The organism is Zestomonas ipomoeae, from assembly GCF_057128665.1.
The window spans coordinates 254,571-281,512 of the sequence record NZ_JBSKHQ010000001.1; the positions used below are offsets into that span (position 1 = coordinate 254,571).

Sequence of the window (26,942 nt, forward strand, 5' to 3'; positions counted from 1 at the left end):
TATGCGCCGTCTCGCGTTGCTGCTTCTATTGATCTGCGGCCATGCCCATGCGGAGCCCCCGCCGCTGCGCTTCGCGGTGATGGAAAGTTGGGCGATGCCGCTGGCCAGGTTCGAGGACGGCCAATTCGAGGGCGGCATCCTCTATGAGCTGATGGATCAGCTCGCCACCCGGCTCGGGCGGCGTGCCGAATACAAGGTAATGCCCTATCTGCGGACCCAGATGGCCCAGGAACAGCAGGAATTCGACGTGCGCTGCTATGTGTCCCCGGCCTGGGCCCACCAGGGTGGTGGCGGCTACCTGTGGAGCGTAGAGATACTCCAGCAGCGGGACGTGCTGGTCGTGCGCCGCGGCGAGGGCTATCCCCTGCCGCTGAATGCAGCCAAGCCGGCGAGCGTCGGCACCGTTGCCGGTTATCGCTATCCGACCCTGCAACCGTACTTCGACGAGATGCGCCTGATCCGCGACGACGCCCGCAATCAGGAGCTGGTGCTGCAGAAACTGTTGGCCAAGCGCTACGACTTCGCCGTCAGCAGCGAGCTGGCGCTGGACTGGTTCAATCGCCTGTATGCCACGTCCGGCCGGCTGGAGAGCCAGCGCACGCTGACCGAAGAGTCGCTGAGCTGCCTGGTGCGCAACGCTGCGGACGTGCCCACGCGAGAGATATTAAGGGAGCTGAAGGAAATGAAGGCGTCGGGAGCGGTGGAGCGGATAGTAGCTCGTCATCGCTGACAGCTACCTGGAACTGGAGGTGGGACCCCACCAGCCACACCCCGGCACACGATGTCACCGCTACGGCTGCTTCCTTCCGGACCTGACCGGGTTCACGGCTGATCGTTGCGAGGGGACCGGCAGGGCCCACCATAACGAAACCCGCCAGACGGCGAGCGGCGCCATTGTACCGACTCACCGCGAACTTACAACTGCTTCAAGCACTTAGCGAAGCCTGGCGAGCGGGCGCGCACATTTCCCGGCATGAGCAGCCGGGAAACGCCTTGCCAGGCTGGGCACTCATATATACGCTTATCCGCATATCCAAATGGAGGTCACCCATGCTCACGCCTGTCCGCCTGCTCAAAGCCCTTTCCGACGAGACCCGCCTGCGCTGCCTGGTCCTGCTCGGCCGCGGCGAGCGCTGTGTGTGCGAACTGACGTGCGCCCTCGACCTGGCACAGCCGAAGATATCCCGTCACCTGGCCCTGCTGCGCAGCGACGGCATTCTGCTGGATCGACGCCAGGGCCAATGGGTGTACTACCAGATCAATCCGGAACTGCCCGACTGGGCCAAGGCCATTCTGCGGGAAACCCTCGCCGCCTGCGCTCTCGATTCACGCTTGAGTATGGACACCGATTCGACTGCGTCGCTGGAGGACGCCAACTGCTGCGCCTGAGTTTTTACGCAGCCTTCGTACATCTGCCTATCCGCATGAACGAATAAGAGGTGCATCATGAAACGCCTTCACGTCCATCTCGGCGTCGCCGATCTCGAGCAATCCGTCGCCTTTTACACTGCCCTGTTCGGCAGCCAGCCAAGCGTGCGCCACGACGACTACGCCAAGTGGTTGCTCGACGACCCGCGTATGAATTTCGCCATTTCCACCCGCTCCGGCAAGGTCGGCCTGGATCACCTGGGCATCCAGGCCGAAGACGCCGCCGAGCTTGCCGAACTGGAAAGTCGCGCCAAGGCTGCCGGCGCCCCGGTAACCGAGGAGAGCGGTGCCTGCTGCTACATGGAATCGGACAAGTACTGGACCATCGACCCCTCCGGCATAGCCTGGGAGCAGTTCCACTCGCTGAAGGCCATCCCCACCTTCAATCATGCCGCGCCCAAAGCCGAGGGCAGCGCCTGTTGCGCACCCAAGGCCGAGAAGCCGCGCGTCAGGCTCGGCGAAGCGAGCTGCAAACCCGGCACCGGCTGCTGCTGACATTTCGCCGGCGCTGACCGGCCTCTTCTGGAGTACCCCATGCATAATGTGCTGATCCTCTGCACCGGCAATTCCTGCCGCTCAATCATCGGCGAGGCGCTGATCAATCATCTGGGGGCCGGTCGTTTGCGCGCCTGGAGCGCCGGCAGCCAGCCCACCGGCATGGTCAACCCCGGCGCCCTGGCCATTCTCCATGAGCAAGGCGTACCGACCGTGGGCTATTCGAGCAAAAGCTGGGACAGCCTGGTGGATGTGCCTTTCGACCTGGTGATCACCGTTTGCGACAACGCCGCCGGCGAAAGCTGCCCGCTGTTCAGCGGCAGGGCAATCAAGGCCCATTGGGGCATTCCAGATCCGGCCCATGTGACCGGCAGCCAGGCCGACATCCACGCTGCGTTCGCAACGACCTACCGGCAACTGGAAGCCCGCATCCAGCAACTGTTGCGCCTGCCCATCGAAGAGATGGATGACGATGCCCTGCGCACCTCGCTGAACCAGATCGGAGCCAACACACCGTGACCGCCAAAGCCACCAGCCCACTGGGCCTGTTCGAGCGCTACCTGAGCCTCTGGATAGCGCTGTGCATTGCGGCCGGCGTGCTGCTCGGCAACCTGCTGCCGCAGCTGTTCGAACGGCTCTCCAGGCTGGAAGTGGCCCAGGTCAATCTGCCGGTGGCCATGCTGATCTGGGTGATGATCTTCCCGATGATGGTGCAGATCGACTTCGCCGCCGTGAAGTCGGTCAGCCGCGAGCCACGGGGGCTGGTGCTGACACTGGCGGTCAACTGGCTGATCAAGCCGTTCAGCATGGCCGCCCTCGGCGTACTGTTCTTCGAGTTCCTCTTCGCACCCTTCGTCGATCCCCACAGCGCGCAGGAGTACATCGCCGGCATGATCCTGCTCGGCGTCGCGCCCTGTACCGCCATGGTCTTCGTCTGGAGCCAGCTGACCAAGGGCGATCCCGGCTACACCCTGGTGCAGGTGTCGGTGAACGACCTGGTGATGGTCTTCGCCTTCGCCCCCATCGCCGCGCTGCTGCTGGGTGTCACCGAGGTGACGGTCCCCTGGCAGACCTTGCTGCTTTCCACCCTGCTCTACGTCGTGATCCCTCTGATCGCGGGGGTGCTGGTACGCCAGGCCCTGATGAAGAAGGGGCGCGCCGCCTACGATGGCCTGCTGCATAGGCTCAAGCCATTGTCGATCCTCGGCCTGCTGGCCACCGTGGTGATCCTCTTTGCCTTCCAGGCTCAGACGCTGCTCGACAAGCCGTGGGTGATTCTGATGATCGCCATACCACTGACCCTGCAGACCTACGGCATCTTTGCCATCGGCTATGCCTGGGCCCGCGTCTGGAAGCTGCCCCACCGCATCGCCGCGCCGGCCTGCCTGATCGGCACATCCAACTTCTTCGAGCTGGCGGTCGCGGTGGCCATTTCGCTGTTCGGTCTGCACTCCGGCGCCGCCCTGGCTACAGTAGTCGGGGTGCTGGTGGAAGTGCCGGTGATGCTTTCGCTGTGTGCCTTCGCCAATCGCACGCGACATTGGTTTCCAGCTTGAAAACGCTTACTGCCGCACAGCCAAGCGCCTTGTAACTGGCCAAACGCCATGCGACCCGCTAGCGTGCCGCACCTTCAAATGACCATAGAGGGAGGGCCAAGCATGGCCATTACCAAAACGAAGCTGATTGAAGATATCGCCGAATGCCTGGACTACCCCAAACCCGTGGTCCGCGACGTCCTGGAGCAGCTCAGCGAAATCGTGCTCGATGCGATGGAAAATGGCGAGGAACTGACCCTCCCCGGTATTGGCAAGCTCAAGATCAGCGAGCGTCCGGCCCGTACCGGCCGCAATCCGCAGACTGGCGCGGCCATCCAGATCGCCGCCAAGAAAGTAGTCAAATTCGTACCGGCCAAGGCCCTGACCGACGCCATCAACTGACCGCTCGCCTGCGGGTGCCCCGCCGCCAGCGAAATGGCGCTCCATGCAAATGGAAGCGCCACCAGGCGACACCCGCCGCAAAAAATCGCTCTGCCCGGCATCCGCCAGGGCACAGAACATGGACAACTCATGAAACGGATATTCGGCACATGCCTTTTTCTAGTCGGCCTGGCGTCCGCCTGCTCCGCGGTAGCGACCCCCTCGGCACGCGATGAACGAGAAGATCGGTTGCTGGCGGTGGTCGAAGCCATGATCAACAACCCCGACAGCGCCTCGCTGATCGAGCGAGCCGACGACATCAATGTCGACCAGCCCATGCAAGCACTGGCGTTGTATCTGGTCGCCACGCGGGAAGACCCTCAGCAAATCTGGGCCCCCTATCAGGCCGCTGCCGTGCTGGCACGCATGGGCAACCCGGAACTGGCGGAGGACTACCTGGAACTGGCCGACCAACGCGGCCTGTGGTTCAGCCTGTTCATGGAAGAGGACGAAGACTTTTCCTCCCTGCGCGACAGCCCGCGCTTTCAAGGCATCCTGGCCAACGCCACGAAACGCTACCCTGCGAAGGCCAAGGATCGCGCCGGGGCAGCATTCTGGCTGCTGCCCAAGCACGGCAAGCGCCCGTCGAGCGGGTGGCCGGTGCTGGTCTGGCTGCACGGCTACGGCGTGTCCGGGGAAGACTCGGAGATGCAGGTCCTCGCCGACAGCGGCGTGGTGGTGCTGGCGATCAACGGCACGGAAATGCTTAGCAACGAACACAGCTTTCGTTGGTCCGGCCAGGGTTTCGAGACTACCCAGCAGGCCGTACGGAAGGCGCTGCAGCGCCTGCTCGAGCAGGAGCGCATCGATGAAAGCCAGATCTATCTGATGGGCTTTTCACAGGGCACGCAACATGCCGCCGCACTGCTGGCCCTCCATCCTGATGACTACGCCGGGGCCCTGCTGGTTTCACCGGGTGGCCGGCAAGCCAGCCCCACGCAGACCGAGGCCAACGGCAAGCGGGTCTACCTGGTCAACGGCATCCAGGAAGGCGAGCGCAACCAGACCATGACCCAGGAGCTGGCAGCGCTGTTCTCCGCCCGCAATCAGCTGCAGACGCGGCAACATCCAGGCGGACACAGCTTCCCCCAGGACTGGCGGACCACCTTCGTGCAAGCCTTGAACTGGCTACGCACAGGCGAAGCGCCTTAAGCGATCGAAGCGAACGTCGCGGCTGGCTCATTCACCCGCGACGCTGCACCCGCCCGGCGGCCTTGCCGGCTCATCCTCGGGCGCCCTCTCCTGCCGCTGCCTCCGGGCAAGCGGCATCGGCGGCTGAGAGTGGACCGTAGCCCAGCAGGACTACTGCGCCGCCTCAGTACTTGCCGACGGCGTTGAAGAACCAGCCCTGGCTGCGATAGGACAGATCGGTCAGGTCATCGCTGAAGTCGCTGAAGTTGTAGCCGACCCCTGCCTTGAAGTGGTTGCCGAAGTGCCGGTAGACCCCCACCAGCGCCCCCGTCTTGCTGTCCTCGGCTTGCGATTCCTCACGCCGACGCAGCTCCACCATCAGGTCCCACTTCTTCACCACATGCCAGTCGACCCGCGCCGCGAGCAGCTGGCCACGGCTGTCGAACCACTCCGCCGAGGTATCGCGGCTCATGCGCAGCTCGCTCAGGCGGTAGGCGTACTTGCCGCCGACACTCCAGCGCTCGCTGAGGTCGTAGATAGCGTCGATGGCAAACACGTGGCTGCGCTGGGCGTAGTCGACGTTGGTGCCGGTGGCGGTGGACACCTGGTCCGGCGGCGGCAGGTCCGCCAGGTAGGTGTACTTGGTCAGCAGGTTGAGGCGGTCGTTGAGCACCGGCCGGTAGGCGTAGCCGAGCGAGGCTTCGACGAAGTCGCCGTCGAAATAATCGCCGCGATCCGAGTCGCCGACCGAAAAGTCCAGGCGGCCGAGGAAGCGCCAGTCCGGGTTGACCTGGTAGCTCAGGTTATTGCGCATCAGCCATACGGAGAGGTCCTGCACCTGGCTGCTGTCCTGGCGGTATTCCAGGCGGCTGGCGTAGCGCAGGTCGCCGTTGCTGTAGCCGACCTTCGCTCCGTAGGCGCGGCGCTTGAGTTCGTACTCGGTCTCGGTGTTGAAGGTGCCGAACTCGGTGGTCAGGCCGTAGCTCCAGTGTTCGTCGGGCGCGAAATCCAGCCCGTAGCCCTGGATCAGGCCCGCTTGGTCGCCGTGCTGCATGCGCTGCTCGGCATAGACGCTGGTGCTGTCGGTCCAGCGCGAACGGGCGCCGGTGACGATCTGCCCGGTACGGCCGGTGCCGGTCAGTCCGCTGCGGCTGGCGAAGCCGTCGTCGCCGCGGTCGCTGTCGAGCTGGTAGTTCAGGTACAGGTTGGTGCGCTCGGAGGCGTCGTAGTTGACCCCCGCCTTGGCGCCCAGCCCAAGGTTGCCGCCGGACAGCTCGCCATTGAGCGATGTCCGCTCGTTGAGGCGATAGTCGCCGCCCACGCCGATACGGTTGTTGGCCTGGCGCCCTGCGTCGCGGCTGACGGTGCCCTGGGTGAAACCGTACAGCGACCAGTCCTCGGCGCCGTGGTACAGCGCCTGGAGGATGGCGTCGTTGCGTTCGCCCTCGTCGTAGTTGCCGCTGTCGTAGCCGGCGTAGGTGCCGGTGTAGAGGTTGCGGTAGGCGCCGCCATAGGTCTGGCGGTCGTTGCGCAGCCCGGCGGACAGACGCCAGGCCTCTCTCAGGTCGTAGGCGATGGCGCCTTCCACGGCGCGCCGCGAACGGCCGCCCTGCTCGTCGGTCTGGTCGCCCTTGACCGTCAGTTCGGTCTTCTCGCCGAGCGGAGCGGTGTAGCTGCCGCCGACCTGGTCCGTGGCCAGGTCGGTCAGGCGGCCCGGCGCGGCGAATCCGGCATCGCGGCTTTCGTAATAGAAGGTGCCGCGGCCTTCGGCATCGGCGACCACATCGCGCAGGTCGAAGGCGGTTTCGATGCGATTGGCGCGAGCGCGCGAGTCGGTGCCGGCAACCTGCTCGCCGAAGCCGAAACCGCCGTCGTAGGAGAAGCGCTGGTCGAGGCTGTCGCCGCGACTCTGCGCCGACTCCACCTTCAACCAGGTACCTTCGCTGTGACGCAGCAGCAAGTCGCCACCGCCCAGGGTCTGGTCGTCGCGGCCGGTCTGTTCCTGCTGGCTGCCGGTCACCCCGATACGCACCTGGTCGTTGACCCAGTAGGCGGCACGTCCGCCATAGGCCATGTCCTCCAGGCTCTCCAGCCCCGGCGAGTATTCGTAGCCAACCACCAGGAACGCGGGATGCCCGGACAGGGTGCTGCCGGAACGGATCAACCCGCTGCCGTCGGCATTGGCGGACAGCGGCTGGCTGAGGATGACCCGGCCTTGCAGGGCGTTGATTTCGTAGTCGATGCCGGCGACCAGGTCCTGGCTGTGCAGCACCAGGCCGGAGTCCTTGTCGCGCACCTCGATGCGCACCCGCTCGCTACCGACGGTCAGGTCCTGGTGGCGCAGGTAGTAGAGCGAGCCGCCGGTGCCGCGGAAGTCTTCGCGCGCCGATGCGGTGCCCGGCTCGGCGGCAAAGCCTTCCACTTGCAGGCGGCGCTCGCCGAAGCCGGTGAAGGCGTCGCTGCGATAACGCGCCTGGGCGCCGTAGAGGCTGCGATCGACCTGCGCCAGCTCGGTGTCGCGGATCTGCTCACGGAAGTTGCCCCACATGGCATGGGACTTCTCGTCCTCCACCTTGGCGTAGAACTTGCCACGGGTGGGGGCATCCTCGACCAGCGTCGAGTCGTCGCCGAAGGTGGTCCAGCCCTTGTCGGTCTCGGAGTCCAGGCGCCGCAGGAACTCGCGGGGGTCCTTGTCGTTGAAGTTGCTGAACAGGCTGTCGGCCGGTTCTTCGCCGGTGTCGACGCTCGCCGTGACGGTGTACTTATCGTCGATGTTGCCCTTGGTGTAGAAGGCCAGGCGGCCGTCGGCATAGAGCTTGTCGTCGTAGTAGCGCTTCTCGCCGGTGACCAGCCGCGCCGGGCCGCTGGTGTCCTGCTGGCCGACGGTGAAGTCGGCGATGGCCACGGTGAACCAGTCCTGTTGCGGCAGGCGCAGGTCGCGCCGGTACAGGCGGCCCTTGCCCTGTTCGTCGAGTACCGCCACCTCCACGGTATGCAGGCCGCGCGGGATGATCTGCGCCGCGGCGAAGCTGCCACCGCGATCCACCGGCACCGGCCGGCCCATGACGAAGACGTGCTGCCCTTCGCGGACCTGTTTGCCGTTCACGGTGACGGTGCCACCGGCCACCGGAATGGCGTGGCGGGACAGGCGGTTGCCGTCGTAGCCGGCCAGCAGGTTGGCCTCGCTCTCGGCCTCCTCCTCGGCTTCGCGCTGGCCACGGGCAACGCTGATCGACTGCGGGCTGGTCTCGTCGTAGCGGCCCTCGGCGTCGTAGACGCGTAGCTGGTAGTAGACACGCTCCGGCAAGTCGGCCGATGGCGTCCACTGGCCCTGCAACTGCTCGTCCAGCGTCACGGTTTCGAGCAGCTCCGGTTCGCCGAACAGGCGCCTCTTGCCGATGATGCGTACTTCGGCGCGCTCGACCCAGTGCAGGTAGTTGCTGAATCCCTTGAAGCTCAGCGGCTGGCCGATACGGGCCAGGCGCGCACCGGAGGCGACATTCAGCCGGGGCTTGGCCGACAGGTTGTCGAAGCGCACCTGCAACAGATCGCGCGCCAGGGCCAGGTCGACGCAGCGCTGGCTGTCGGCGCTGCCGGGCGCATTCTCGCCCTGCGGTTGACCGTCGATGCTCAGGCGGAACGGCGCGACGCCCTCCTCGGCCACGCTGCCCGGCGCACATTCCTGGGGCTTGGCGGGGGTGCTGACGACGGATTCGTCGTACCAGATCTCCACCTCGACACGGCGATTGATGGCCCAGGCCTCGGGGCTGTCACCGGCCACCAGCGGCTCGCTCGGGCCACGGCTGTCGAACATTAGTTGCTCGGGCCGCAGGTTCAGGCGCTGCATGAACACTGCGCCGACTTCCTTGGCGCGCTGCAGGCCCAGTCCCTGGTTGTCGCCATAGATGGCACGGGTGCGCGGGGACAGGCGCTGCGGATCGGTGTGGCCGATCAGGCGCAGGCGCAGATTGCGCTTGCCGGCCAGGCGGCGCATCAGCTTGTCGAGAACTTCGCTGTCTTCGTCGGGCACCGCGGAGCGACCGGAGGCGAAGCGCACCATCGGCAGGCCGTCGCGCAGGGCGATGGTGTCGATCGTCTCGTCGCCGAGTTCCAGCAATTGATCGCGCTCGCCCAGGGCGCCCTCGCGCTGCCAGAGGATCAGTTTCTCGCGCGGCAGTTCCCGCTCGGCATTGTGCGGCAGGGCCGGCAGGCCGCCGGGGGTGAAGGGACGCCGCTGCAGCAGCGACTCGTCCTCCATCGCCCCGCGTGCGCCCTGCAGGCCGCAGCCCTTGCCTGCTTCACAGTAAGCACCGGCTTGTGCGATGGCGACAGCCAGCGGGTTGAGTGCCATGGCGGCGATGCCGCACGCCAGGAATTTGCGCATGCTCATCGGATCACCTCCACGCTTTCAGTCGCCGGTACGATTTCTTCCTCCAGTTGCAGGTCGTAACAGCACTCGTGGGGCTCCCAATGCTCCTTGATCCAGTCCGTCACATAGCCGATGCGGTCCCTGGCCATGTCCACGTCGCCACCCACCGGCAGGTGGTAGGCGACGCGCAGGATCGAAGGCTCGGCATGCAATGCAGCCAGAACTTCGTCCATGCGCGCCTGGAAGGCCGAGGTCAAACGCTTGCCGTCGAAGGCTTCGCCGGTCAGGTCCAGGCGTACCACGCGATGGATGCTGGCGCCGAAGTTGGCCTTGACCAGGCGCCCCTGGGTCATGCGCACCACGCGCGGGTTCTCGGTGACGATGCGGTAGCCGCTGGGCAGGGTGCGCTCATCCACCTTGAGGATGAAGTTGCTGCCGCGCATCTCGCTGGGCACGTCGGCGCAGGCGATGTGATAGCGGCCGTGCGCATCGGTGGTGATCAGCCAGCCTTTCGGCGTGGCCAGGCGCACGCCCGGCAGGCCGGGTTCGCCCTCGTCCTGGTAGCCATTGCGGTTCTTGTCGTCGAAGACCTTGCCGATCAGGTCCGAGCAATCGAAGGTCGGATCGGCGACCACGCGCACCGAGGCGGTGGCGACGTTGGATACGCGCACGGCGGCCGCCAGGTTGAGCGCCCAAGTCTGGTTGACGTATTCGTTGAAGCCGACCCCCGAGCCGACCACCAGCAGCAGCTTGACCGTGATCACCTGGCCTCCGGCCAGGGTGCGGCCCGGCCAGCGCAGGCGCCGTCCTTCCACATCCGGTTCGGCCGGAACTCCGTCCATCTGGGCGGAGCCCTTCACATATTTGAAGCCCGGCGGGATCTGGTCCTCGATGGCGATGTCGGCCAGCGACACGCCCAGGGTGTTGCGCGCGGTCAGGGTGTAGGGCACCAGCTCGCCACGGGTAACGTTGACCTTCGGCGTGACCTTGGTCATGACGATGGCCCCACCCATCACCGGGTCCAGCGGGATGTGGTTGTTCACCAGGTCGGCGCTGCTGCCGTCCAGCACGAAGCTGAAGTAGTACTGGGTGCTGCCGGCACCGCCGGCCAGGCCGGCACTGCTCGCCGGGCACGTGGCCGGGTCATGCCGGGTCACCGACTCCGCCGGCGCCAGGTTGCTGGTCTGCACCAGTGCCGGGTCAGGTATCGCGGTGACCGGCAGGGTATTGGTACAGGCCGGAATTAGTGCGGACGGCGCCGGCAGATAACCCGCCGGCGCGCTAACGCTGAGGGTGTAGGTTCCCGCCGGCGAACCGGCCAACAACAGGAACTGGTAGAAACCGTCGGCGCCGGTGGTCTGACTCAGCGAGCCGCCGAGCACGTTGGCCGCGGTGAAGCCCGGCGGGCCGCTGATGCTCACCACCGCGCCACGCACCGGCTGACGGCTGATGGCGTCATACACCACGCCGGCCGGGTCGAGCGGCAGGCTCTGCTCGACCACGTTGCGGCCGAGGGGAATGGCGACGTGGTTCAACGTGCCGCTCCCGTTATCGGCGCCAGCCGGGTTGCCGGGGCCAACGCTACCGGGGGTGTAGGGTGTGCCCTTCTCGTTCGGCACGGGGCGGCCGAACAGGGTGCCGGAGTCCGGATGGCGGAAGCGCACCTCATAGCCGTTGCCGGGCGCCAGATCGTTGAAGGCATAGGCGCCGTTGGCGTCCGACACGGTGGTCGCGATGACCGCGCCGTGCCGCAGCAGCTCGACGGTCCAGCCCGGCAGGATGGTTTCGCCCGGATCGCGCACGCGGTCGTGGTTGCTGTCGATCCACACCGTGCCGGACAGCGACGGGATGGAAATCTCCGCGAACCAGTTGTCCACCGACAGCGCGGTAGCGGTCAGGTCGACGCTGGCGATGGTGCTCGGTCCTTCGCTGACCGCGCCCCCGGCCGTGCCGGCGGTGGTGGAGCCGTTGACCAGTCCGCTCGGTTGGTTCGGCTGTACCAGGGAGTAGGTGCCGGGCGGAAGGCCGGTGAAGTTGAAATCGCCGTTGGCGTCGGTGACCGTGCTGCGGCTGACGCTGTTGCCGTTCACATCGGTCCCGGTGAGCGTGATGGTCTGCCCGGACAGCCCGGCATCGCCGGACGTCGGTGCGCCGTCCACGTCGCGGTCGTGGAACACCTTGCCGTAGATGCCGCGGCCGTTGAGCAGCTCGGCGAAGTCGTTGTTCTCCGAGACGTAGCCAGGGCTCAGGACCACGCCGCCGATCGCGCTCGGCGTGCTGCCCACCGGGGTGGCGCTGGGCGCGCCGCCATCGCTGTTGCCGGCGCTCGTGATGCCGTTGCTGGTGCCGGCCGGCTGGTTCGGCTCGGTGACGCCGTAGGTACCGGGCGGCAGGTCGGTGAAGCGGTAGCTGCCGCTGCTATCGGTCGTCGCGGTACGGCTGACCGGGCGGCCGAGCCAATCGGTACCGGCCAGTTCGATGGCCACGCCCGAAAGACCGCTGTCGCCGCTCTGGCGGATGCCGTCGTTATTGACGTCGAGGAAGACCGCGCCCGCCAGGCTTGCCGGCCGCACCTCCGGGAAATCGTTGCCGGCCGACCCACTGGTCTCCCCGGCCACGCCATCGGCCGTCAGCACGATGGCAGCGATCTGGCTGCTGGTTTCGCTCGGGTTGCTCGGCGATCCCGCCGAGCCGCTGCTGCCGTTCACCGCGACGATGCTTCCCGCAACCGGCTGGCCGTTGAGGGTGCCGGCCGGCTGGCTGGCCTGGCATACCGTATAGGTGCCGGCAGGCAGCCCGGCGAACAGGTAGTTGCCGGCGGCATCGGTGGTCGCCGGGTTGAGCAGGCCATTGATGCCGCCGACCGGGGTGCCGCTGCTGCAGCTCGTTCCGCTGCGCAGTTCGATGGCCACACCGGCCAGGGGGCTGTCGCTGCCGGACGAATAGCTGCCGTTCAGGTCGTTGTCCAGGTAGACGCGCCCGGAAATGAAGCCCTGGGTGCTGACCGTCAAGGGTGCATAGACCGGTTCCGGGTTGACGCCCATGTCCGTCTGCAAGGCGCCGGCCGGGATGATGTTGGTGTGCTCGCCGACGGTATTGGCAGTGACATCGACCTCGATGGTGCAGCCGCCCGACGGCACCGAGGTACCGCTGGCCAGGCGCACGAAGCTGGCGCTGGGCGTGGCGGTGATCGCGGCGCCCGGGCAGGTGCCGCCGACGTTGGGTACGGCGGCGACGCGCACCGGGCCCGGCGAGGTCGGCAGGTTGTCGGTCAGCGCCGCGGTCAGAGTCATGGCCGTGGCGTTGGGGTTGTTGACGAAGATGGTCAGGCGCGACGTGCCGCCGGACGGAATCACCGCCGGGGCAAACTGCTTGCCGACGGTCGGCGGGCTGGAAATGACCAACCGCGCACGGGTCGGTTCGGTGTTGCTCAAGCCCTCGAAGCTGGTGACGCCACCGGTAGCGATGCTGTTGGTATAGGTGCCGGCAATGTTGCTCAGCACCTCGACCTCGACCAGGCAATCGGCGTTGCCGGCCAGTTGGCCGCCGGCCAGTCGCACCGTGGTGCCCGAGGCCATCGCGGTCAGCGTGCCGCCGCAACTGTTGCGCGGATTCGGCACCTGCGCCAGCACGAGGCCGTTTGGCAGGTTGTCGGTATAGGCTAGGCCGCTCAACGGCGCGGCATTGGGGTTCTGCAAGCGGATGCCGAGGGTCCGCGGCGTACCGGCCGTGCCGGTGGCCGTGCCGGTGGTGAAACCGGCCGGGTTGCCGCTGTCCAGCGTGCGCCCGGCGATGGCCTTGTGCACGACGAGCGGCGCCTTGACCAGCAGGGTATCGGTGGTCGGCTCGTTGTTGGCCACCGGGCTGCCGCCGGCGCTGCCGGTCACCGCCCCACCAGGGATGGTATTGATGTAGTCGCCCTGGCTGTTGGCCACCACGTCGAGCTCCACCTGGCAACTGGCCGGTGCGGTGCCGTTCCCGGCAGGCAGGCGTCCGCCGCTGAGGCTGACCTGGCCGCTGGCAGTGGTCACACTGCCCTGGCAGGTACTCACCACGTTCGCCGGGCTGGCGGTCACCAGACCGACCGGATAGGTATCGGTCGTGGCCAGATTGGTGATCGGCTGGGTGGTCGGGTTGTAGAAAGTGATGCGCAGACGCGAGCGCTCGCCCGGTGCGACCACCTTGGGCGTGAACTGCTTGGACACACCCAGGCCACTACTGGTCTGCAGGCTGCTCGAGGCAGGGTCGGCGTTGCTTACACCCTGGTCGGTAGTGATGGCGTTGGGCGGCACGAGGGCCGTCACCGTGCCGGTATTGATCATCGTGACGTCGAGCGTGACGATGCAGCTTTGCCCTGCCGTCAGGGTGGCGCCGCTGAGGGTGACCGCCGTGCCATCTGCCGGTGCCGAGACCACCCCGCCAGGACAGGTGGTGCGGGCGTTGGGTACCGCAGCAACGCGCTCGCCGGTCGGATTGCCGCCGGCCAGGCCGCTATCGGTGAAATAGCTGGCCAGCATGAGATTGCTGAGATCCAGGCTGCCGCTGTTGAACAGCGTGTAGGTCAGCTGGGTGACGGCGCCGGGCGCCGCGACGCTGGCGGTGGCATGGTTGAGGGTGACGGTGACCTCTCCACCGGAGGCGTTCTGCAGCGTCGCGCCGAAGGACGCGACGTTCTGCACGCCGCCGTCGGCGCGCAGCTGACCGGCGCCGATGGTGTTGACCCAGTTCCCGCCGCCGGTGGCGGTCACGTCGAACAGCAGGTCGCAGCTGCCGGTGGGGATACGCGCACCGCTCAGCCTGACCTGGCTGCCGCCCGGTGCAGCCTGGATGACAGGGGCGCCGTCGCAGGTCGAGTAGGCATTGGCCGGGTTGGCGACGGTCATGCCCGCGGGCAGGTCGTCCGTCACACTGACGTTGGTCAGCACGCCGGCCTGGGAGTTGGCGAGGTTGATGGTCACGGTCGAACGCCCGCCCGGCTGGATGCGGTTGGGCACGAAGACCTTGGCGCCGCTCAAGGCGGAGAGAAAATCGATGCTCGCCTGCACCGGACCGGGGCTTTGCAGGCGGGAGGGGTTCTGCGAACCGTCGGCATAGTGCTCGATAGCATTGGCGGCGCCAGCCGGTAGCGCATTGACGTAGTGGCCGGCGGCGCCCACCACATTGACCGTCACCCGGCAACGGCCAGCCGCCCCGAGGCCCTGCCCGGCGCGTGCCGGCACCGTGGCGCCGCTCAGGCGCACTTCGTTGCTTCCCGGCACAGCCACCAGCGTGCCGCCGCAGGTACTGGAGGCATTGCTCGGCGAGGCGACCTGCATCGGCGTGCCGTTGCTGCCCAGCGGCAGGCTGTCGAGCAGGCTGACATCGGTCAGCGTCTGCGCCGACAGGTTCACCAGGTCGATGGTCATGGTTGCGGCGGTGCCCTCCGGCTTGCTGCCGGAGTCGAAGCCCTTTTCCAGCGTCAGCGTCGAGCTGCTGACGGTGTACTGCGCCGAGGTCGAGGTGTGGTTGCAGATGCTGCCGGCACAGACCCCGCCTACCGGGATGTCATTGATCACCGCGCCGCTGGACGCATTGGCCGGGACCATGCCCCAGAACGACAGGGTGCAGATGGCCGGGTTGCCGGCGCTGCCGCCGTTCATGTCGAAGGTGAAGGTCGGGCTGGTATCCGTGCCGCCGACGACCACCGCACTGCTGCAGCCGCTGCCGCTGACCGCCGGATCGGGACGGTCCGGCGCGCGCAACAGGACCATGCCGCTCGGCAAGTGGTCGGTCACAGTGACACCGCTCTGGGCCGACGCCGAATAGTTACCGACCGCTACGCTGAAGCTCACCGGGTTGCCGGGCGCGACCGTCGACGGGCTGCTGGTCTTCTGCACCAGGAACTGGTCGACCACGTTGACCGAAGCCACCGCCGACTGACTGATGACGCCCGCCGGACTGCTGACCGAAACCGCGCCCTCGGCGATGCTGTTGGTGTAGGTCTGCGGCACGCCGGCGGTGGCCAGGCTGGCGGTATAGGGCACGCGGATCACGCAGTTGCTGCTGGGCGCCAGCGAGCCGCCGGACAGCGTCAGGGTGTCGCTGCCGACACCGCCGACGGTGGCGCTGGAGCCGCCGGTGCAGGTGGCGGTCGGTGCACTGGTGATGGTCAGGCCACCGGCGCCGCCGTCGATGGTGTCGCTCAGCCCGGTCAGGGTCAGCGTGCTCAGGGGGCTGGCGTTGGTCAGGGTGATGAACAGGTCAGCTTCCTGCCCCTTGGCCACGGTCTGCGGGCTGAACGCCTTGGCCACGCGCAACGGTGCGGTGACCGTCAGGTTGGCCGTGGCGTTGGACGGCGGCACCAGCCCGCGCTTGTTGCCGAAATCGGTGTTGCGGTCGACGACGTTGGTCAGACCCAGCGAATAAGCGCTGTCCGTGCCGTCGGCCACGACCATGACGCTCAGCGTACAAGAGCTGTTGGCCGGCACCGTGCCGCCGAGGGCAACGAGCTGCGTATCGCCCGCCGCCGGGGTGAAGGTGGGTGGCGTCGGGCCGCAGTTGATCTGCGCATTGGGGGTCGGCGCGACCTTCAGGCCGTAGTCGCCGAGGCGGTCGCGAATGGCGAAGGGCGGGTTGTCCCCCGCGTCGTTGAGCGGCAGCGCCTGGCCTGCGTTGTTGCGGATCACCAGGCTCAGGCGGGTCGCCTGGTCGGCCTTGACGATAGTGCCGGCGGCAAAGCTCTTGCTGAGCGTGGGTGCCGCCAGGGCGAGGAAGTTCAGCGACTGCTGCGCCGGGTCGGCGTTGCTGACGGCGCCGCCCTTATAGGTACCGGTCACGCTGCCGGCCGGGATCAGGTTGTTGCCGCTCCCGGCCACGGTGGAGGTCACCTGAACCACGATCTCGCAGCGGCCGGCCTGGGAACCCGCGCCCTGGGACGGAATGGTTCCGCCGCTGAGCACGATGGCATTGCTGCCCAGCGGGGCCGTGACCGTACCGACGAAGGGGACCGGGTTGCCGCTGCCATCGGCACAGGTGCTGGATACGACACCGGCCCCCGCCACCTGGAAACCGGCTGGCATGTTATCGGTGAAGGCAACGTCGGTAATGTCGGCGTCGGTGAAGCTGTTGGTCAGCTGAATCAGGAAGCCGTCGGTGTCACCCACGTACACCGGATCGGCAAAACCCGCCGCCCGCGTCTTGCTGATACCGAGGCTGGCATCGGCGCCCAGCGGCATCAGCCCGGCGGCCCCCAGCAAGGCACAGCACAGCATCCTCGACAGACGAGATTTCGGTACCCGCGAAAACATGCAACTCCCCCGGCGCCAGTCGCGCTAAAAGGGATCCGCCGCCGGTCGTTTTTCCTCCATGCGCAAGGTCGCAGCGGCTGCCTGTACAGCCACTGCGAATGTCGTTATGGGTGCGCTTGGGAAGAAAAAGGAGGCGGATCCACTTGTCCTAGAAATGAAGGCAGCAAGTGTCTCCATAAGCGCGCCATTAACAAGCCATCACAGCGGGAAAGTAATTTGCGCGCAGCGCAACGTTAATCCGGTCTGGCCAGGCACGCCGGATTTACGGATTTCACTACATATTGTTTTAAATCAATAAGTTGCTTTACAACTCAGACGACCTTGCCTCTTTGCGACGGCAAATAATCTTTGCAATTGCGAGTTGAGAACTGCGTCATGCCTAGCGTTTTTGGCTCGCCGGGGCGCCCCAACCGTCCAGCAACCTCTTGGATGCTGATCGCTGACCGGCAGGCTACGATGCCACGCTAATAGCGTTTTCACTCACCCGTTCAAATGCCCAAACCAATACGGCAGGTAAGATTGCGCAACGGCTCACCCGGTTGCACGGCCGAGCACCTGCCAAGGTAGACATCAATGCGTCATACGCAGCAAGACCCCACCATGACTTCGCGCCTTCTGGTCGATTTGTACTGGTACGTCCAAGCGGTGGAAGCGGGAAGCTTTTCCCGAGCGGCGGAGCGCACCGGTGTCGCCACCTCCAGCCTGAGTCGGCGGGTAGCCCAGCTGGAACGATCGCTCAACGTACAGTTGCTCAATCGCAGCACTCGGCTGTTCTCCATGACCACCGTGGGTGAGTCGGTGTATCGCCATGCGCTGGACATGAGAACAGCCATGGAAGCTGCGCTGCTGTCGGCGCTGGAGTCGCACAGCACGCCGGGCGGGCTGGTTCGGCTGGCGGCACCGAGCGCGCTGGGGGACTGGACCCTCGACAGGCTGGCGGTGTTTCGACGTGACCATCCCAAGGTGCAGTTCGCGCTACAACTTGACGACACACTGCAGGACCTGGCGACCTCGCGACTCGACGTGGCCCTGAGCCTTCAGCAAGCGCCCGACGGCAGCAACGCCATCGTCTCCCGGCCGGTGGCCGAATTGGAAATGGTCATCGTGGGCGCACCTGCGCTGCTCGCCCAGCTTCGCCACCCCGCAGCGCTGGACAGCGTGGATGACAGCCGGCTGCTCGCATTGAGTGCGGCGGGACTGGCCCAGCCTTGGCAATTGGCCGAAGGGCCGCGGGTCTTGAACAAACCGGCACTCATCGCCGACTCCACCCAGACGCTGCTGCGAGCCGCTCGCGCCGGGCTGGGACTCGCCTGTGTCCCGCGCTGCGCGTGCATCACCGACCTGGCCTCGGGCATGCTGGAACCGGCCTGCCCGCAGCAGGCCCTGGCGCCCGTCACCCTGTATGCCTGGACACCTCCCCGCAAAGGCATCACGCCCACGGCGCGGCAGCTCCTCGATCACATCCAGCAAACACTGGTGGACCAGCGCCAGGCGGGCATCACCCCCCTGGACTCGGCAACGCCTCCTCCCGAGCCCCCGCGCCGCAGCCGTCCCTCTCGCTGATCCCCCGCACCAGTGGCGGATCCCATTCGTGCAGCCTCGTCCATGCAGACATCGCCGAAGCGCTTTCGGCGCGGGATGAACATCGCGGGCAGTCCCTCACCCGCGACGCCGACTTCACCGATTCTGCAAGGCAGACGCGGCTAGCCTTGCCTCTCATCCAGCGACGGCTTGCGGGCCGTTACTGCCGAGTAGGTGAAGGTACAGCGACGCAACCCGAGCAAAGGCGTCAACAACGAAGCGACGATATGTCGCCAACGCCACATGGGTAGCAACCCGCGCGCCTTGATCAGCTCCTTGAACAGGAACGCGGTGGCCAACAACGGTACATGCGCGACCGAGGGCACTACGCGCCAGGACCAGTCCTCGATGTGCGGCGGCTGAAAGCCGAGGCGCTCCATGGCAGCGGGCAGCAAATCGATACGGCACATTTCCGGTACCGCCCAGGCTTCGCACCAGCGGTGGTAGACCGAAGCCAGCGCTCGAGAGGCAAGCCCCCGCTCCGGCAGCGGCCGCACCAGCATCGCGTCGACCATCACCAGCCGGCCGCCGGGGGCCAGCAGTCGATGGGCTTCACGCAGCAATGCAGCCTTGGTCGGCCCCTCCGCGTGACAGGCGCTTTCGATCATCAGCACGCCATCGAAACTGCCCGACGGCAAGCCAGTGTCGAGGTAATCGCGACAATGCATGCGAACCGCCTCGCCGCGCGGCGCCAGGGCATTGAGCTGGTTGCCCATTTCGACCTGTACCGGAGCGATGGTGACCACATCCACGGATACATTGGCCCGCCGCGCGACGAACGCCCGCGCCGTGGCGCCGGTGCCGCCACCGAGGTCGGCGACCCGCACCGGCCGGTCATGGGGTAGTTGCAGCCGGCGCAATACCTGCAGGTTCATCTCCTGCAGCATGGCCTCGCGGTCGAGCAAGCCGATACCGCGCCTCCAGTATCCGAAGTGCATGTTGAAGCCGCGGCTCCACGCCTTGTAGTCAGGCGTGGCGGCTGTGTAGTACTCGAGGACGCGTTGCCGGATGGTTTCGTTGGTAAGGCTCGCCGGAGCGGCGTCGGCGGGAAGGTCCTGGGGGACGGAGCGCATATCCATGCGGGGTTTCCTCTGCGAACGGTGATCCGTTCGGCTGCGGACCGAGGGCAGCCAGCGAGCATGAAGTCCAGGGGCAATTCATCCGACCCAACGGGCTCGGAGCCCCACCTGGACACTGCTTCTTGGCAGGCGCCGGCAAACCGCACCGCACGCCCGTAGCTGCCTTTTTCGAAGGTACCGCTGCACGACAAGACATGATTCAACCTGACGGATGAAACTGCCTCCAGCATCGCAGTTACACCGCCGATGTCACTGAGACATGCCGTCGCACCCAGGTTCGAGGCTAGCTAGGCAAGGTGACAGCGGGCGAAGCATGGGTCGGGCTGGGTTGAGCGAAGCGATACCCAAGGTTGCGTGGACATGGACTCGCGCCCTGCTCGAAACATTGATCGATGGGTATCGCTGCGCTCAACCCATCCTACGGCCCTAGCCTCCCTGTAGGAGCGGGCCACGCCCGCGAGAGACCGTCGCCGCCTGACTTCTCGGGCATGGCCCGCCACGGGATCGGCTGCTTCGTAGCCCGGATAAGCCGCGGAACGCGGCGCAATCCGGGAGAGGGCGACGCCGGATTGCGCTGAGGCTTATCTGGGCTACGGCTGGGATCTCCGGCATGCGAGCGTTTCGAAGCGGCCCATGCCCACCCATGACGGCTCAGCCGTACTTGGCCAGCTCCGCGAGAAACTGCGCCTCGTCCAGCACCCGCACTCCCAGCTCGCTGGCCTTGGCCAGCTTGGAGCCAGCGCCGGGGCCGGCTACCACGCAGTGGGTCTTGGCCGAGACCGAACCGGCCACCTTGGCGCCCAGGGCTTCCAGCTTCTCCTTGGCCTGGTCGCGGCTCATCGCTTCCAGGGTGCCGGTGAGCACCCAGGTCTGGCCGGCGAACGGCAGACCTTCGACGGCCTTCCTCTCGCTCTGCCAGTGCATACCGAAGTCGCGCAACTGTGCCTCGATGGCACGGGCACGTTCAGCGTTGGCCGAATCGCCGAAGTAGCTGCGTACGGACTGCTTGGCCTTTTCATTCAGGCCCTTCATGGCGCTCAGGTCCAGCCAGTCGGCCTGGATGATCCCTTCCAGGCTGCCAAATCGCTCGGCCAGGTTCTTCGCGCCGGTGGCCGCGACGAAGGGAATGTCCAGCTTGTCGAGGAACCCGGCGAGGGTAGCGCAGGCGGCAAACTCGGCATGCAGCTCGCCCTCCTCCTGCAGCTCGACGCCGCGCTCGCGCAACTGGCGGATCACCGTGCGGTTGTGCTCGTCCTCGAAGAAGCTGTGGATCTCATGGGCGACCTCCAGGCCGACGTCCGGCAGATAAGTCAGCACTTCCGGCAGCGCCCTGCCGATGCGCTCCAGCGAGCCGAGGGAACGGGCCAGCAGCTTGGCGGTTTCCTCGCCGACGTCTGGAATGCCGAGGGCGAAGATGAAGCGCGCCAGGGTCGGCTTCCGGCTGGCATCGATGGAAGCAAGAAGGTTGCGGGTCGACAGCTCGGCAAACCCCTCCAGCTCGATCACCTGCTCGTAGGTCAGGGTGTAGAGATCGGCTGGCGAGCCGACCAGTCCCTTGTCCACCAGTTGCTCGACGATCTTGTCGCCGAGGCCGTCGATATCCAGGGCCCGGCGCGAGACGAAATGAATGATCGCCTGCTTGAGCTGGGCCTGGCAGGCCAGGCGGCCGACGCACCGGTAGATCGAGCCTTCGCTGACCGACTCCCGACCCTTGCTGCGCTTGATCAGTTGGGTGCGCTCCACCGCCGAGCCGCAGACCGGACACTGCTCCGGCACATGCACCGGGCGCGCATCGGCGGGACGGCGCTCGGCAATCACCCCGAGCACCTGCGGAATCACATCGCCGGCGCGACGCACGATCACGCTGTCGCCAATCATCACGCCGAGGCGCGCCACCTCATCCATATTGTGCAAGGTGGCATTGGACACGGTGACGCCAGCCACTTGTACCGGCTTGAGCCGCGCCACGGGGGTAATGGCTCCGGTGCGGCCCACCTGGAATTCCACATCGAGCAGTTCGGTGATCTCTTCCCGCGCCGGGAACTTGTGAGCAATGGCCCAGCGCGGCTCGCGAGCGCGGAAGCCCAGCTCGCGTTGCTGGCCGATGTCGTTGACCTTGAACACCACGCCGTCAATCTCATAGGCCAGCGCATCGCGGCGCTCGCCGACATCGCGGTAATAGTCCCGGCATTGCTCGATGCCCTTGGCGATCTTCAGCTCGCGGCTGATCGGCAGGCCCCAGCGCTTCAGCGCCTGCAGCAGTTCGTAGTGGGTCCTGGGCAACTCGCCGTCGCTGCGGCCAACGCCATAGGCGCACAACTCCAGCGGGCGGCTGGCGGTGATCTTCGGGTCGAGCTGGCGCAGGCTGCCGGCGGCGGCGTTGCGCGGATTGGCGAAGGTCTTGCCGCCTGTCTCCAACTGCCGCGCATTGAGCGCTTCGAAGCCGGCCTTGGACATGAAGATCTCGCCGCGCACCTCCAGCACTGCCGGCCAGCCCTCCCCGTGCAGCTTGAGCGGGATGTTGCGCACGGTGCGCACATTGGCGCTGATGTCTTCGCCGGTGCTGCCGTCGCCGCGGGTGGCGCCGCGCACCAGGTGGCCATGTTCATAAAGCAGACTGACGGCCAGTCCGTCGAGCTTGGGTTCGCAGCTGTACTCGACGGCTGCGCCTTCGCCGAACAGATCGCCGGCCGGCAGGTCCAGGCCCTCACGCACACGGCGGTCGAAATCCAGCAGGTCCTGCTCCTCGAAGGCGTTGCCCAGGCTGAGCATCGGCACTTCATGGCGTACCTGGCCGAAGGCCGCGAGCGCTTCGCCGCCGACGCGCTGGGTTGGCGACTCGGCGGTGACCAGTTCGGGATGCTCCGCCTCCAGAGCCTTCAACGCATTGAACAGGCGGTCGTATTCGGCATCCGGCACGCTGGGTTCGTCGAGTACGTAGTAGCGGTAGTTATGCTGGTCGATCTCGCTGCGCAGTTGAGCGATACGTTCGGCGGCGGTCTGAGCGTCGGTCATGGTCCTGTTTCCGAAAACCAAAAGAGCAGCCGTAGCTGCTCCTGGGAGTGAATGCTCAGAGGCTCGCCCTGGCGAGCCCCTGGCTTGGATCAGCGTTTGTTGGTGAGCTGGCGGCGCTCGAACTCGGCGATGCGCTGGCGATAGTGCTCGATGGTCTGCGCGGTCATCACGCTGCGCTGGTCGTCCTTCAGCTCGCCATTGAGTTCCTGGGACAGCTTGCGCGCGGCGGCGACCATTACGTCGAAGGCCTGCTTCGGATGGCGCGGGCCCGGCAGGCCAAGGAAGAAACTCACCGCGCGGGTGCTGAAGCCTTCGATGTCGTCCAGGTCGAAGGTACCCGGCTTCAGCGCGTTGGCCATGGAAAACAGCACTTCACCATTGCCGGCCATGCTCTCGTGGCGATGGAAGATATCCATGTCGCCGAAACGCAGGCCGCTCTCCAGGATGTTCTGCAGCAGCGCCGGGCCCTTGAAGCCTTCGCTGTCGCGGGAAACGACGTTGATCACCAACACTTCCTCGACCGGTGCATGCTGGTCGTCGGCAGCGCCCTTGCGCATCTCCGGCTCGCCGTCGTCGACCGGGTTGAGCAGCGTCGGTACCGGCTCGTCGACTTCCAGGTTCAGGTCGCCCTGGCGTGGCTCGATGCCACGACGCTTGTTGAGTTCGCGCGCGCTCATCGCGGGCAAGTCTTCCTCGTCAAGCGAGGGCTCGCTCTGCTTGGGGATGACGCGGGCCGGGCCGAGCAGCTCGGGGTCGCCGTCATCGTCGGGAAAGTTGGCGAAACTGCGGTCGAGTTTGAATTTGAGCTTGCCCTTGTTGCCGCGCATGCGGCGCCAGCCATCGAACAGAATGCCGGCGATAACCATGATGCCGATGACGATCAGCCATTCGCGCAGACCGATATCCATGTAATTCCGTAACCCCTGAAAAAATGATGATGATGATGAAACAGGCATCCGAGCCCGGGCTTCGAACAACAGACTCCATGTGGCGCCAACTCCATGTTCTGTCAGGCGTTTTCCACATGTAACAAAAATAAGGCACTAAGCTAGCACGACGAAAGGCAACTTTACACTGTCCGCCGCATCAGGCTTCAACCAGTGACAGCGCCTCCTCGACATCCACCGCCACCAACCGCGAACAACCGGGTTCGTGCATGGTCACGCCCATCAACTGATCAGCCATTTCCATGGCGATCTTGTTGTGGGTGATATAGATGAACTGCACCTTTTCCGACATTTCCTTGACCAGCCGCGCATAGCGGCCAACGTTTGCGTCGTCCAGCGGCGCGTCCACCTCGTCGAGCATGCAGAACGGCGCCGGATTCAGCTGGAAGATGGCAAACACCAGCGCCAGGGCGGTCAGCGCCTTTTCCCCGCCGGAGAGCAGGTGGATGGTGCTGTTCTTCTTGCCCGGCGGGCGCGCCATGATCGCTACCCCCGTATCGAGCAGATCTTCGCCGGTAAGTTCCAGATAGGCGTGACCACCGCCGAACACCTTGGGGAACAGCGCCTGCAGGCCGGAATTGATCTGGTCGAAGGTTTCCTTGAAGCGGTTGCGGGTTTCCTTGTCGATCTTGCGGATGACGTTCTCCAGGGTTTCCAGCGCCTCCACCAGGTCGTCGTTCTGCGCATCCAGATAGCGTTTGCGTTCCGATTGCTGCTGGTACTCGTCGATGGCCGCCAGGTTGATCGGGCCGAGGCGCTGGATGCGCGCGGCGAGCCGCTCCAGTTCCTCTTCCCAGGCTTGCTCGCTGGCCTCGCCGGGCAAGGTGGCGAGCACGCCGTGCAAGTCGTAGCCGTCTTCCTGCAACTGGTCCTGCAGGGCCTTGCGGCGCACGGTCAGGGCCTGCCAGTCCATGCGTTGCTGTTCCAGCTGGCCGCGTAGCAGCTGTGCCTGCTGTTCGGCCTGGGTGCGCCGCTTCTCGGCGTCGCGCAGCTCGCGGTCGGCGTCTTCCAGGGCCAGGCGCGCCAGCTTGAGTTCGTCTTCCACGGCCAGGCGCTTGTCGAGCAGTTCTTCCAGCTTGATGCGCAGCTCTTCCAGTGGTGCCTCGCCCTCCTCCAGGTTCAGCGTCAATTGCTCACGACGCTCGATGGCGCGCTCGAACTGCAGCTCCAGGCGCTCCAGCGCCTGCCGGGTGGAATCGTGCTGGGCACGCAGGGAACCCAGGCGCACCGCCAACTGGTGGACATGGTCCTTGTGCTGGCGGGCGTCCTGGCGCACCCGGTCGAGCCGCTCGCGCAGGCCGTCGCGGCTGGCCAGCAACTGTTCGCGGCGCTCGGTATCCACCGCCATGGCATCCAGCGCGTCCTGCAGCAGCAGCCGCGCTTCGCCCAATTGCTCATGCTCGATGGCGCGCTGTTCGCCGAGATCGCGCAGTTCCTCGTCAAGGCGCCGGCGACGCAGGCCCAGCTGTTCGGCCTTGGCCTGGCCGGCGGACAGCCGGGCCTTCAGTTCGCCCTGCCGGCGGCTTTCGTCCTGCACACGGCGGCGCTGTTGCTCGCGGGCCTCTTCCTGACGGCGCTGGCTCTCGCGCAGTTGCAGCAGACGCTCATCCAGCGCCGCCAGCGATGCTTCGCGCTCGTCGCACTCGGCCTGCAGCCGCTCCAGCTCCTGGCCACGGGCCAGCACGCCGCTTTCCGCTTCGCTGGCACGACGCACCCGCAGGAAATGCCGGCCGACCCAATAGCCATCGCGGCTGATCAGGCTGTCGCCTTCGGCCAGCGCGGCGCGGCTGGCCAGCGCCTCATCCAGGCTCTCCACCGGGCGCACCCTGGCCAGCCAGGGCGCCAAGTCGACAGCGGCATCGACCTTGTCCAGCAGACTGCCGGCAACGCGCACGCCACCCTTGGCGGGGCTGGCCAGGCGCAGGTCGCCCTGCTCGAAGCCGGAGAATTCCAAACCGGCGAAATCATCCAGCAGCACGGCATGCAGGTCGGCACCGAGCACGGTTTCCACCGCCAGCTCCCAACCAGGCTCGACGCGCAGGCCTTCGGCCAGGCGCGGGCGCTCGCTCAGTCGCTGTTCGCGCAGCCATTGCGCCGCGCCCTTGCCGGGGTCGAGCGCCGCCTGTTGCAGGGCCTCGAGGGAGGCGAGGCGCCCCTGCAGGCGCTGCAACTCGCCCTGGGCCTGCTGCTGGGCCTGGTTGGCCTGCTGCAGTTCGCCGCGCACTTGCTCGAGGCCATCGGCCAGGGTTTCTTCGCCGGCATGCAGCTCTTCCAGCGCCAGCTCGCTGGCAGCCAGTTGCTCGCCGAGATCGAGCAAGGCGGCGTCCTGCGGGTCGGCAGAGAGCTGGGTCAACTCATCGCGCAGGCGCCGCTCGCGTTCGGCCAGGCGCTCCAGGCTCTGTTCCAACTGCTGGATGCGTGACTGCTCTACCTCGGCCTGGCGACGCGGCTCGGCGCTGTGCTGGTTGAACGCATCCCACTGTTCCTGCCAGGCATGCATGGCCTGCTCGGCATCGGCCAGGCCGGCGGCGGATTCCTCGGCGGCAGCGGCGGCCATCTCCTGCTCGGGTTCGAGCATGGCCAGCTCTTCGCCGAGGGTGGCCAGCAAGGTGCGGTCGTGGCCCAGGTGGGATTCGGTTTCCAGGCGCGCCTTTTCCGCGTCACGCAGGTCGTCTTGCAACTGGCGCAGGCGCTGCTGGCCATGCTGGATGCTCTGTTCGACGCGGGCGATATCGCCGCCCACCGAATAGAAGCGGCCCTGGACCAGGTTGAAGCGCTCCGACAGCTCATGATGGCCATCGCGCAGACGCTCGATGCTGGCGTCGGCGTTGCGCTGCTCCGCCACCAGGGCCTCGAAGGCCACTTCCTGGTCGCCGATCACCGCTTCGCGGTTGCCCACCTGCTGGTTCAGCGCCCGCCATTTCAGGGCTGACAGCTGGGCCTTGAGCTGGCGCTCCTCAGCTTTGTATTCCTGGTACTTCTCCGCCGCCTGAGCCTGGCGGTGCAGGCGCTCGAGTTGGCGCTCCAGCTCCTCACGCAAGTCGGTCAGGCGCGCCAGGTTCTCATGGGTGCGGCGGATGCGGCTTTCGGTTTCGCGGCGGCGCTCCTTGTACTTGGAGATGCCGGCGGCTTCCTCGATGAAATTGCGCAGGTCCTCGGGCTTGGCTTCGATCAGCTTGGAGATCATGCCCTGCTCGATGATCGAGTAGCTGCGCGGCCCCAGGCCGGTACCGAGGAAGATGTCGGTGATGTCGCGACGGCGGCATTTCACGCCGTTGAGGAAATAGGTGTTCTGCGAATCGCGGGTCACCCGCCGGCGGATGGAGATTTCCGCGAAGGCCGCGTATTCGCCGGTGAGGGTGCCGTCGGAGTTGTCGAAAATCAGCTCGATGGACGCCTGGGTCACCGGCTTGCGGGTGTTGGAGCCATTGAAGATGACATCGGTCATCGACTCGCCGCGCAGGTTCTTCGCCGAACTTTCGCCCATCACCCAGCGCACGGCGTCGATGATGTTCGACTTGCCGCAGCCGTTGGGCCCGACCACCGCGGCCATGTTGCTGGGAAAGCTGACCGTGGTGGGATCGACGAAGGACTTGAAGCCCGCCAGCTTGATGCTCTTCAGGCGCATGCAGGGC

General features: G+C 66.2%; 14 protein-coding genes and 1 other RNA gene. 8 read left to right on the forward strand and 7 right to left on the reverse strand.

All coding sequences use genetic code 11. The features are described from left to right. The first annotated feature begins 1 nt into the window (after nt 1). Nucleotides 2-730, forward strand: coding sequence for a substrate-binding periplasmic protein (locus tag ACWKV7_RS01130; RefSeq protein ID WP_483855790.1), 729 nt, complete (start codon nt 2-4; stop codon nt 728-730). Nucleotides 731-755: 25 nt separating this feature from the next. Here the strand turns inward: ACWKV7_RS01130 and ffs are convergent. Next, nucleotides 756-852, reverse strand: an RNA gene (gene ffs / locus ACWKV7_RS01135) — signal recognition particle sRNA small type. Nucleotides 853-1,050: 198 nt separating this feature from the next. On the opposite strand from ffs, the gene ACWKV7_RS01140 reads away from it, so the two are divergent. The 6 genes from ACWKV7_RS01140 (at nt 1,051) to ACWKV7_RS01165 (ending at nt 5,051) form a co-directional block, all read left to right on the forward strand. Continuing rightward, entirely contained in the window at nt 1,051-1,389 is a 339-nt protein-coding gene (locus ACWKV7_RS01140) for a metalloregulator ArsR/SmtB family transcription factor (RefSeq protein WP_483855791.1), read from the forward strand. 57 nt (nt 1,390-1,446) lie between these two features. Beyond that, nucleotides 1,447-1,923, forward strand: a complete 477-nt coding sequence (locus ACWKV7_RS01145; protein ID WP_483855792.1) for an ArsI/CadI family heavy metal resistance metalloenzyme — start codon at nt 1,447-1,449, stop codon at nt 1,921-1,923. A gap of 39 nt (nt 1,924-1,962) precedes the next feature. After that, nucleotides 1,963-2,442 carry an arsenate reductase ArsC gene (locus ACWKV7_RS01150; RefSeq protein ID WP_483855793.1) on the forward strand — a complete coding sequence of 160 codons (480 nt, stop codon included), beginning with the start codon at nt 1,963-1,965 and terminating at the stop codon, nt 2,440-2,442. Then, nucleotides 2,439-3,479, forward strand: coding sequence for an ACR3 family arsenite efflux transporter (gene arsB, locus ACWKV7_RS01155; RefSeq protein ID WP_483855794.1), 1,041 nt, complete (start codon nt 2,439-2,441; stop codon nt 3,477-3,479). The genes ACWKV7_RS01150 and arsB overlap by 4 nt, the downstream gene beginning before the upstream one ends. Nucleotides 3,480-3,581: 102 nt before the next feature. After that, nucleotides 3,582-3,860, forward strand: coding sequence for an HU family DNA-binding protein (locus ACWKV7_RS01160; protein WP_483855795.1), 279 nt, complete (start codon nt 3,582-3,584; stop codon nt 3,858-3,860). Between the two features lie 129 nt (nt 3,861-3,989). Then, a complete protein-coding gene (locus ACWKV7_RS01165; protein WP_483855796.1) occupies nt 3,990-5,051 on the forward strand; it encodes an alpha/beta hydrolase in 1,062 nt (353 codons plus the stop codon). Nucleotides 5,052-5,214: 163 nt separating this feature from the next. Here ACWKV7_RS01165 and ACWKV7_RS01170 read toward each other — a convergent pair whose 3' ends face one another. Both ACWKV7_RS01170 and ACWKV7_RS01175 read right to left on the reverse strand, forming a co-directional pair. After that, nucleotides 5,215-9,420 (reverse strand): OmpA family protein, encoded by a 4,206-nt coding sequence (locus ACWKV7_RS01170; protein ID WP_483855797.1) that lies wholly within the window; start codon nt 9,418-9,420, stop codon nt 5,215-5,217. Further along, a complete protein-coding gene (locus ACWKV7_RS01175) occupies nt 9,417-16,649 on the reverse strand; it encodes a DUF7933 domain-containing protein (RefSeq protein WP_483855798.1) in 7,233 nt (2,410 codons plus the stop codon). The genes ACWKV7_RS01170 and ACWKV7_RS01175 overlap by 4 nt, the downstream gene beginning before the upstream one ends. A gap of 636 nt (nt 16,650-17,285) precedes the next feature. Here ACWKV7_RS01175 and ACWKV7_RS01180 point away from each other — a divergent pair. Then, nucleotides 17,286-18,248 (forward strand): LysR family transcriptional regulator, encoded by a 963-nt coding sequence (locus ACWKV7_RS01180; protein WP_483855799.1) that lies wholly within the window; start codon nt 17,286-17,288, stop codon nt 18,246-18,248. 140 nt (nt 18,249-18,388) lie between these two features. On the opposite strand, the gene ACWKV7_RS01185 is transcribed toward ACWKV7_RS01180, so the two are convergent. The 4 genes from ACWKV7_RS01185 to smc form a co-directional block, all read right to left on the reverse strand. Next, entirely contained in the window at nt 18,389-19,345 is a 957-nt protein-coding gene (locus ACWKV7_RS01185) for a methyltransferase domain-containing protein (protein ID WP_483855800.1), read from the reverse strand. 651 nt (nt 19,346-19,996) lie between these two features. After that, the gene (ligA, locus tag ACWKV7_RS01190; protein WP_483855801.1) at nt 19,997-22,360 is read right to left on the reverse strand and encodes an NAD-dependent DNA ligase LigA; all 2,364 of its coding nucleotides are present in this window, start codon (nt 22,358-22,360) and stop codon (nt 19,997-19,999) included. A gap of 89 nt (nt 22,361-22,449) precedes the next feature. Beyond that, entirely contained in the window at nt 22,450-23,268 is an 819-nt protein-coding gene (gene zipA, locus ACWKV7_RS01195; RefSeq protein ID WP_483855802.1) for a cell division protein ZipA, read from the reverse strand. Nucleotides 23,269-23,446: 178 nt separating this feature from the next. Then, the gene (gene smc, locus ACWKV7_RS01200; protein ID WP_483855803.1) at nt 23,447-26,935 is read right to left on the reverse strand and encodes a chromosome segregation protein SMC; all 3,489 of its coding nucleotides are present in this window, start codon (nt 26,933-26,935) and stop codon (nt 23,447-23,449) included. Nucleotides 26,936-26,942 lie beyond the last annotated feature (7 nt).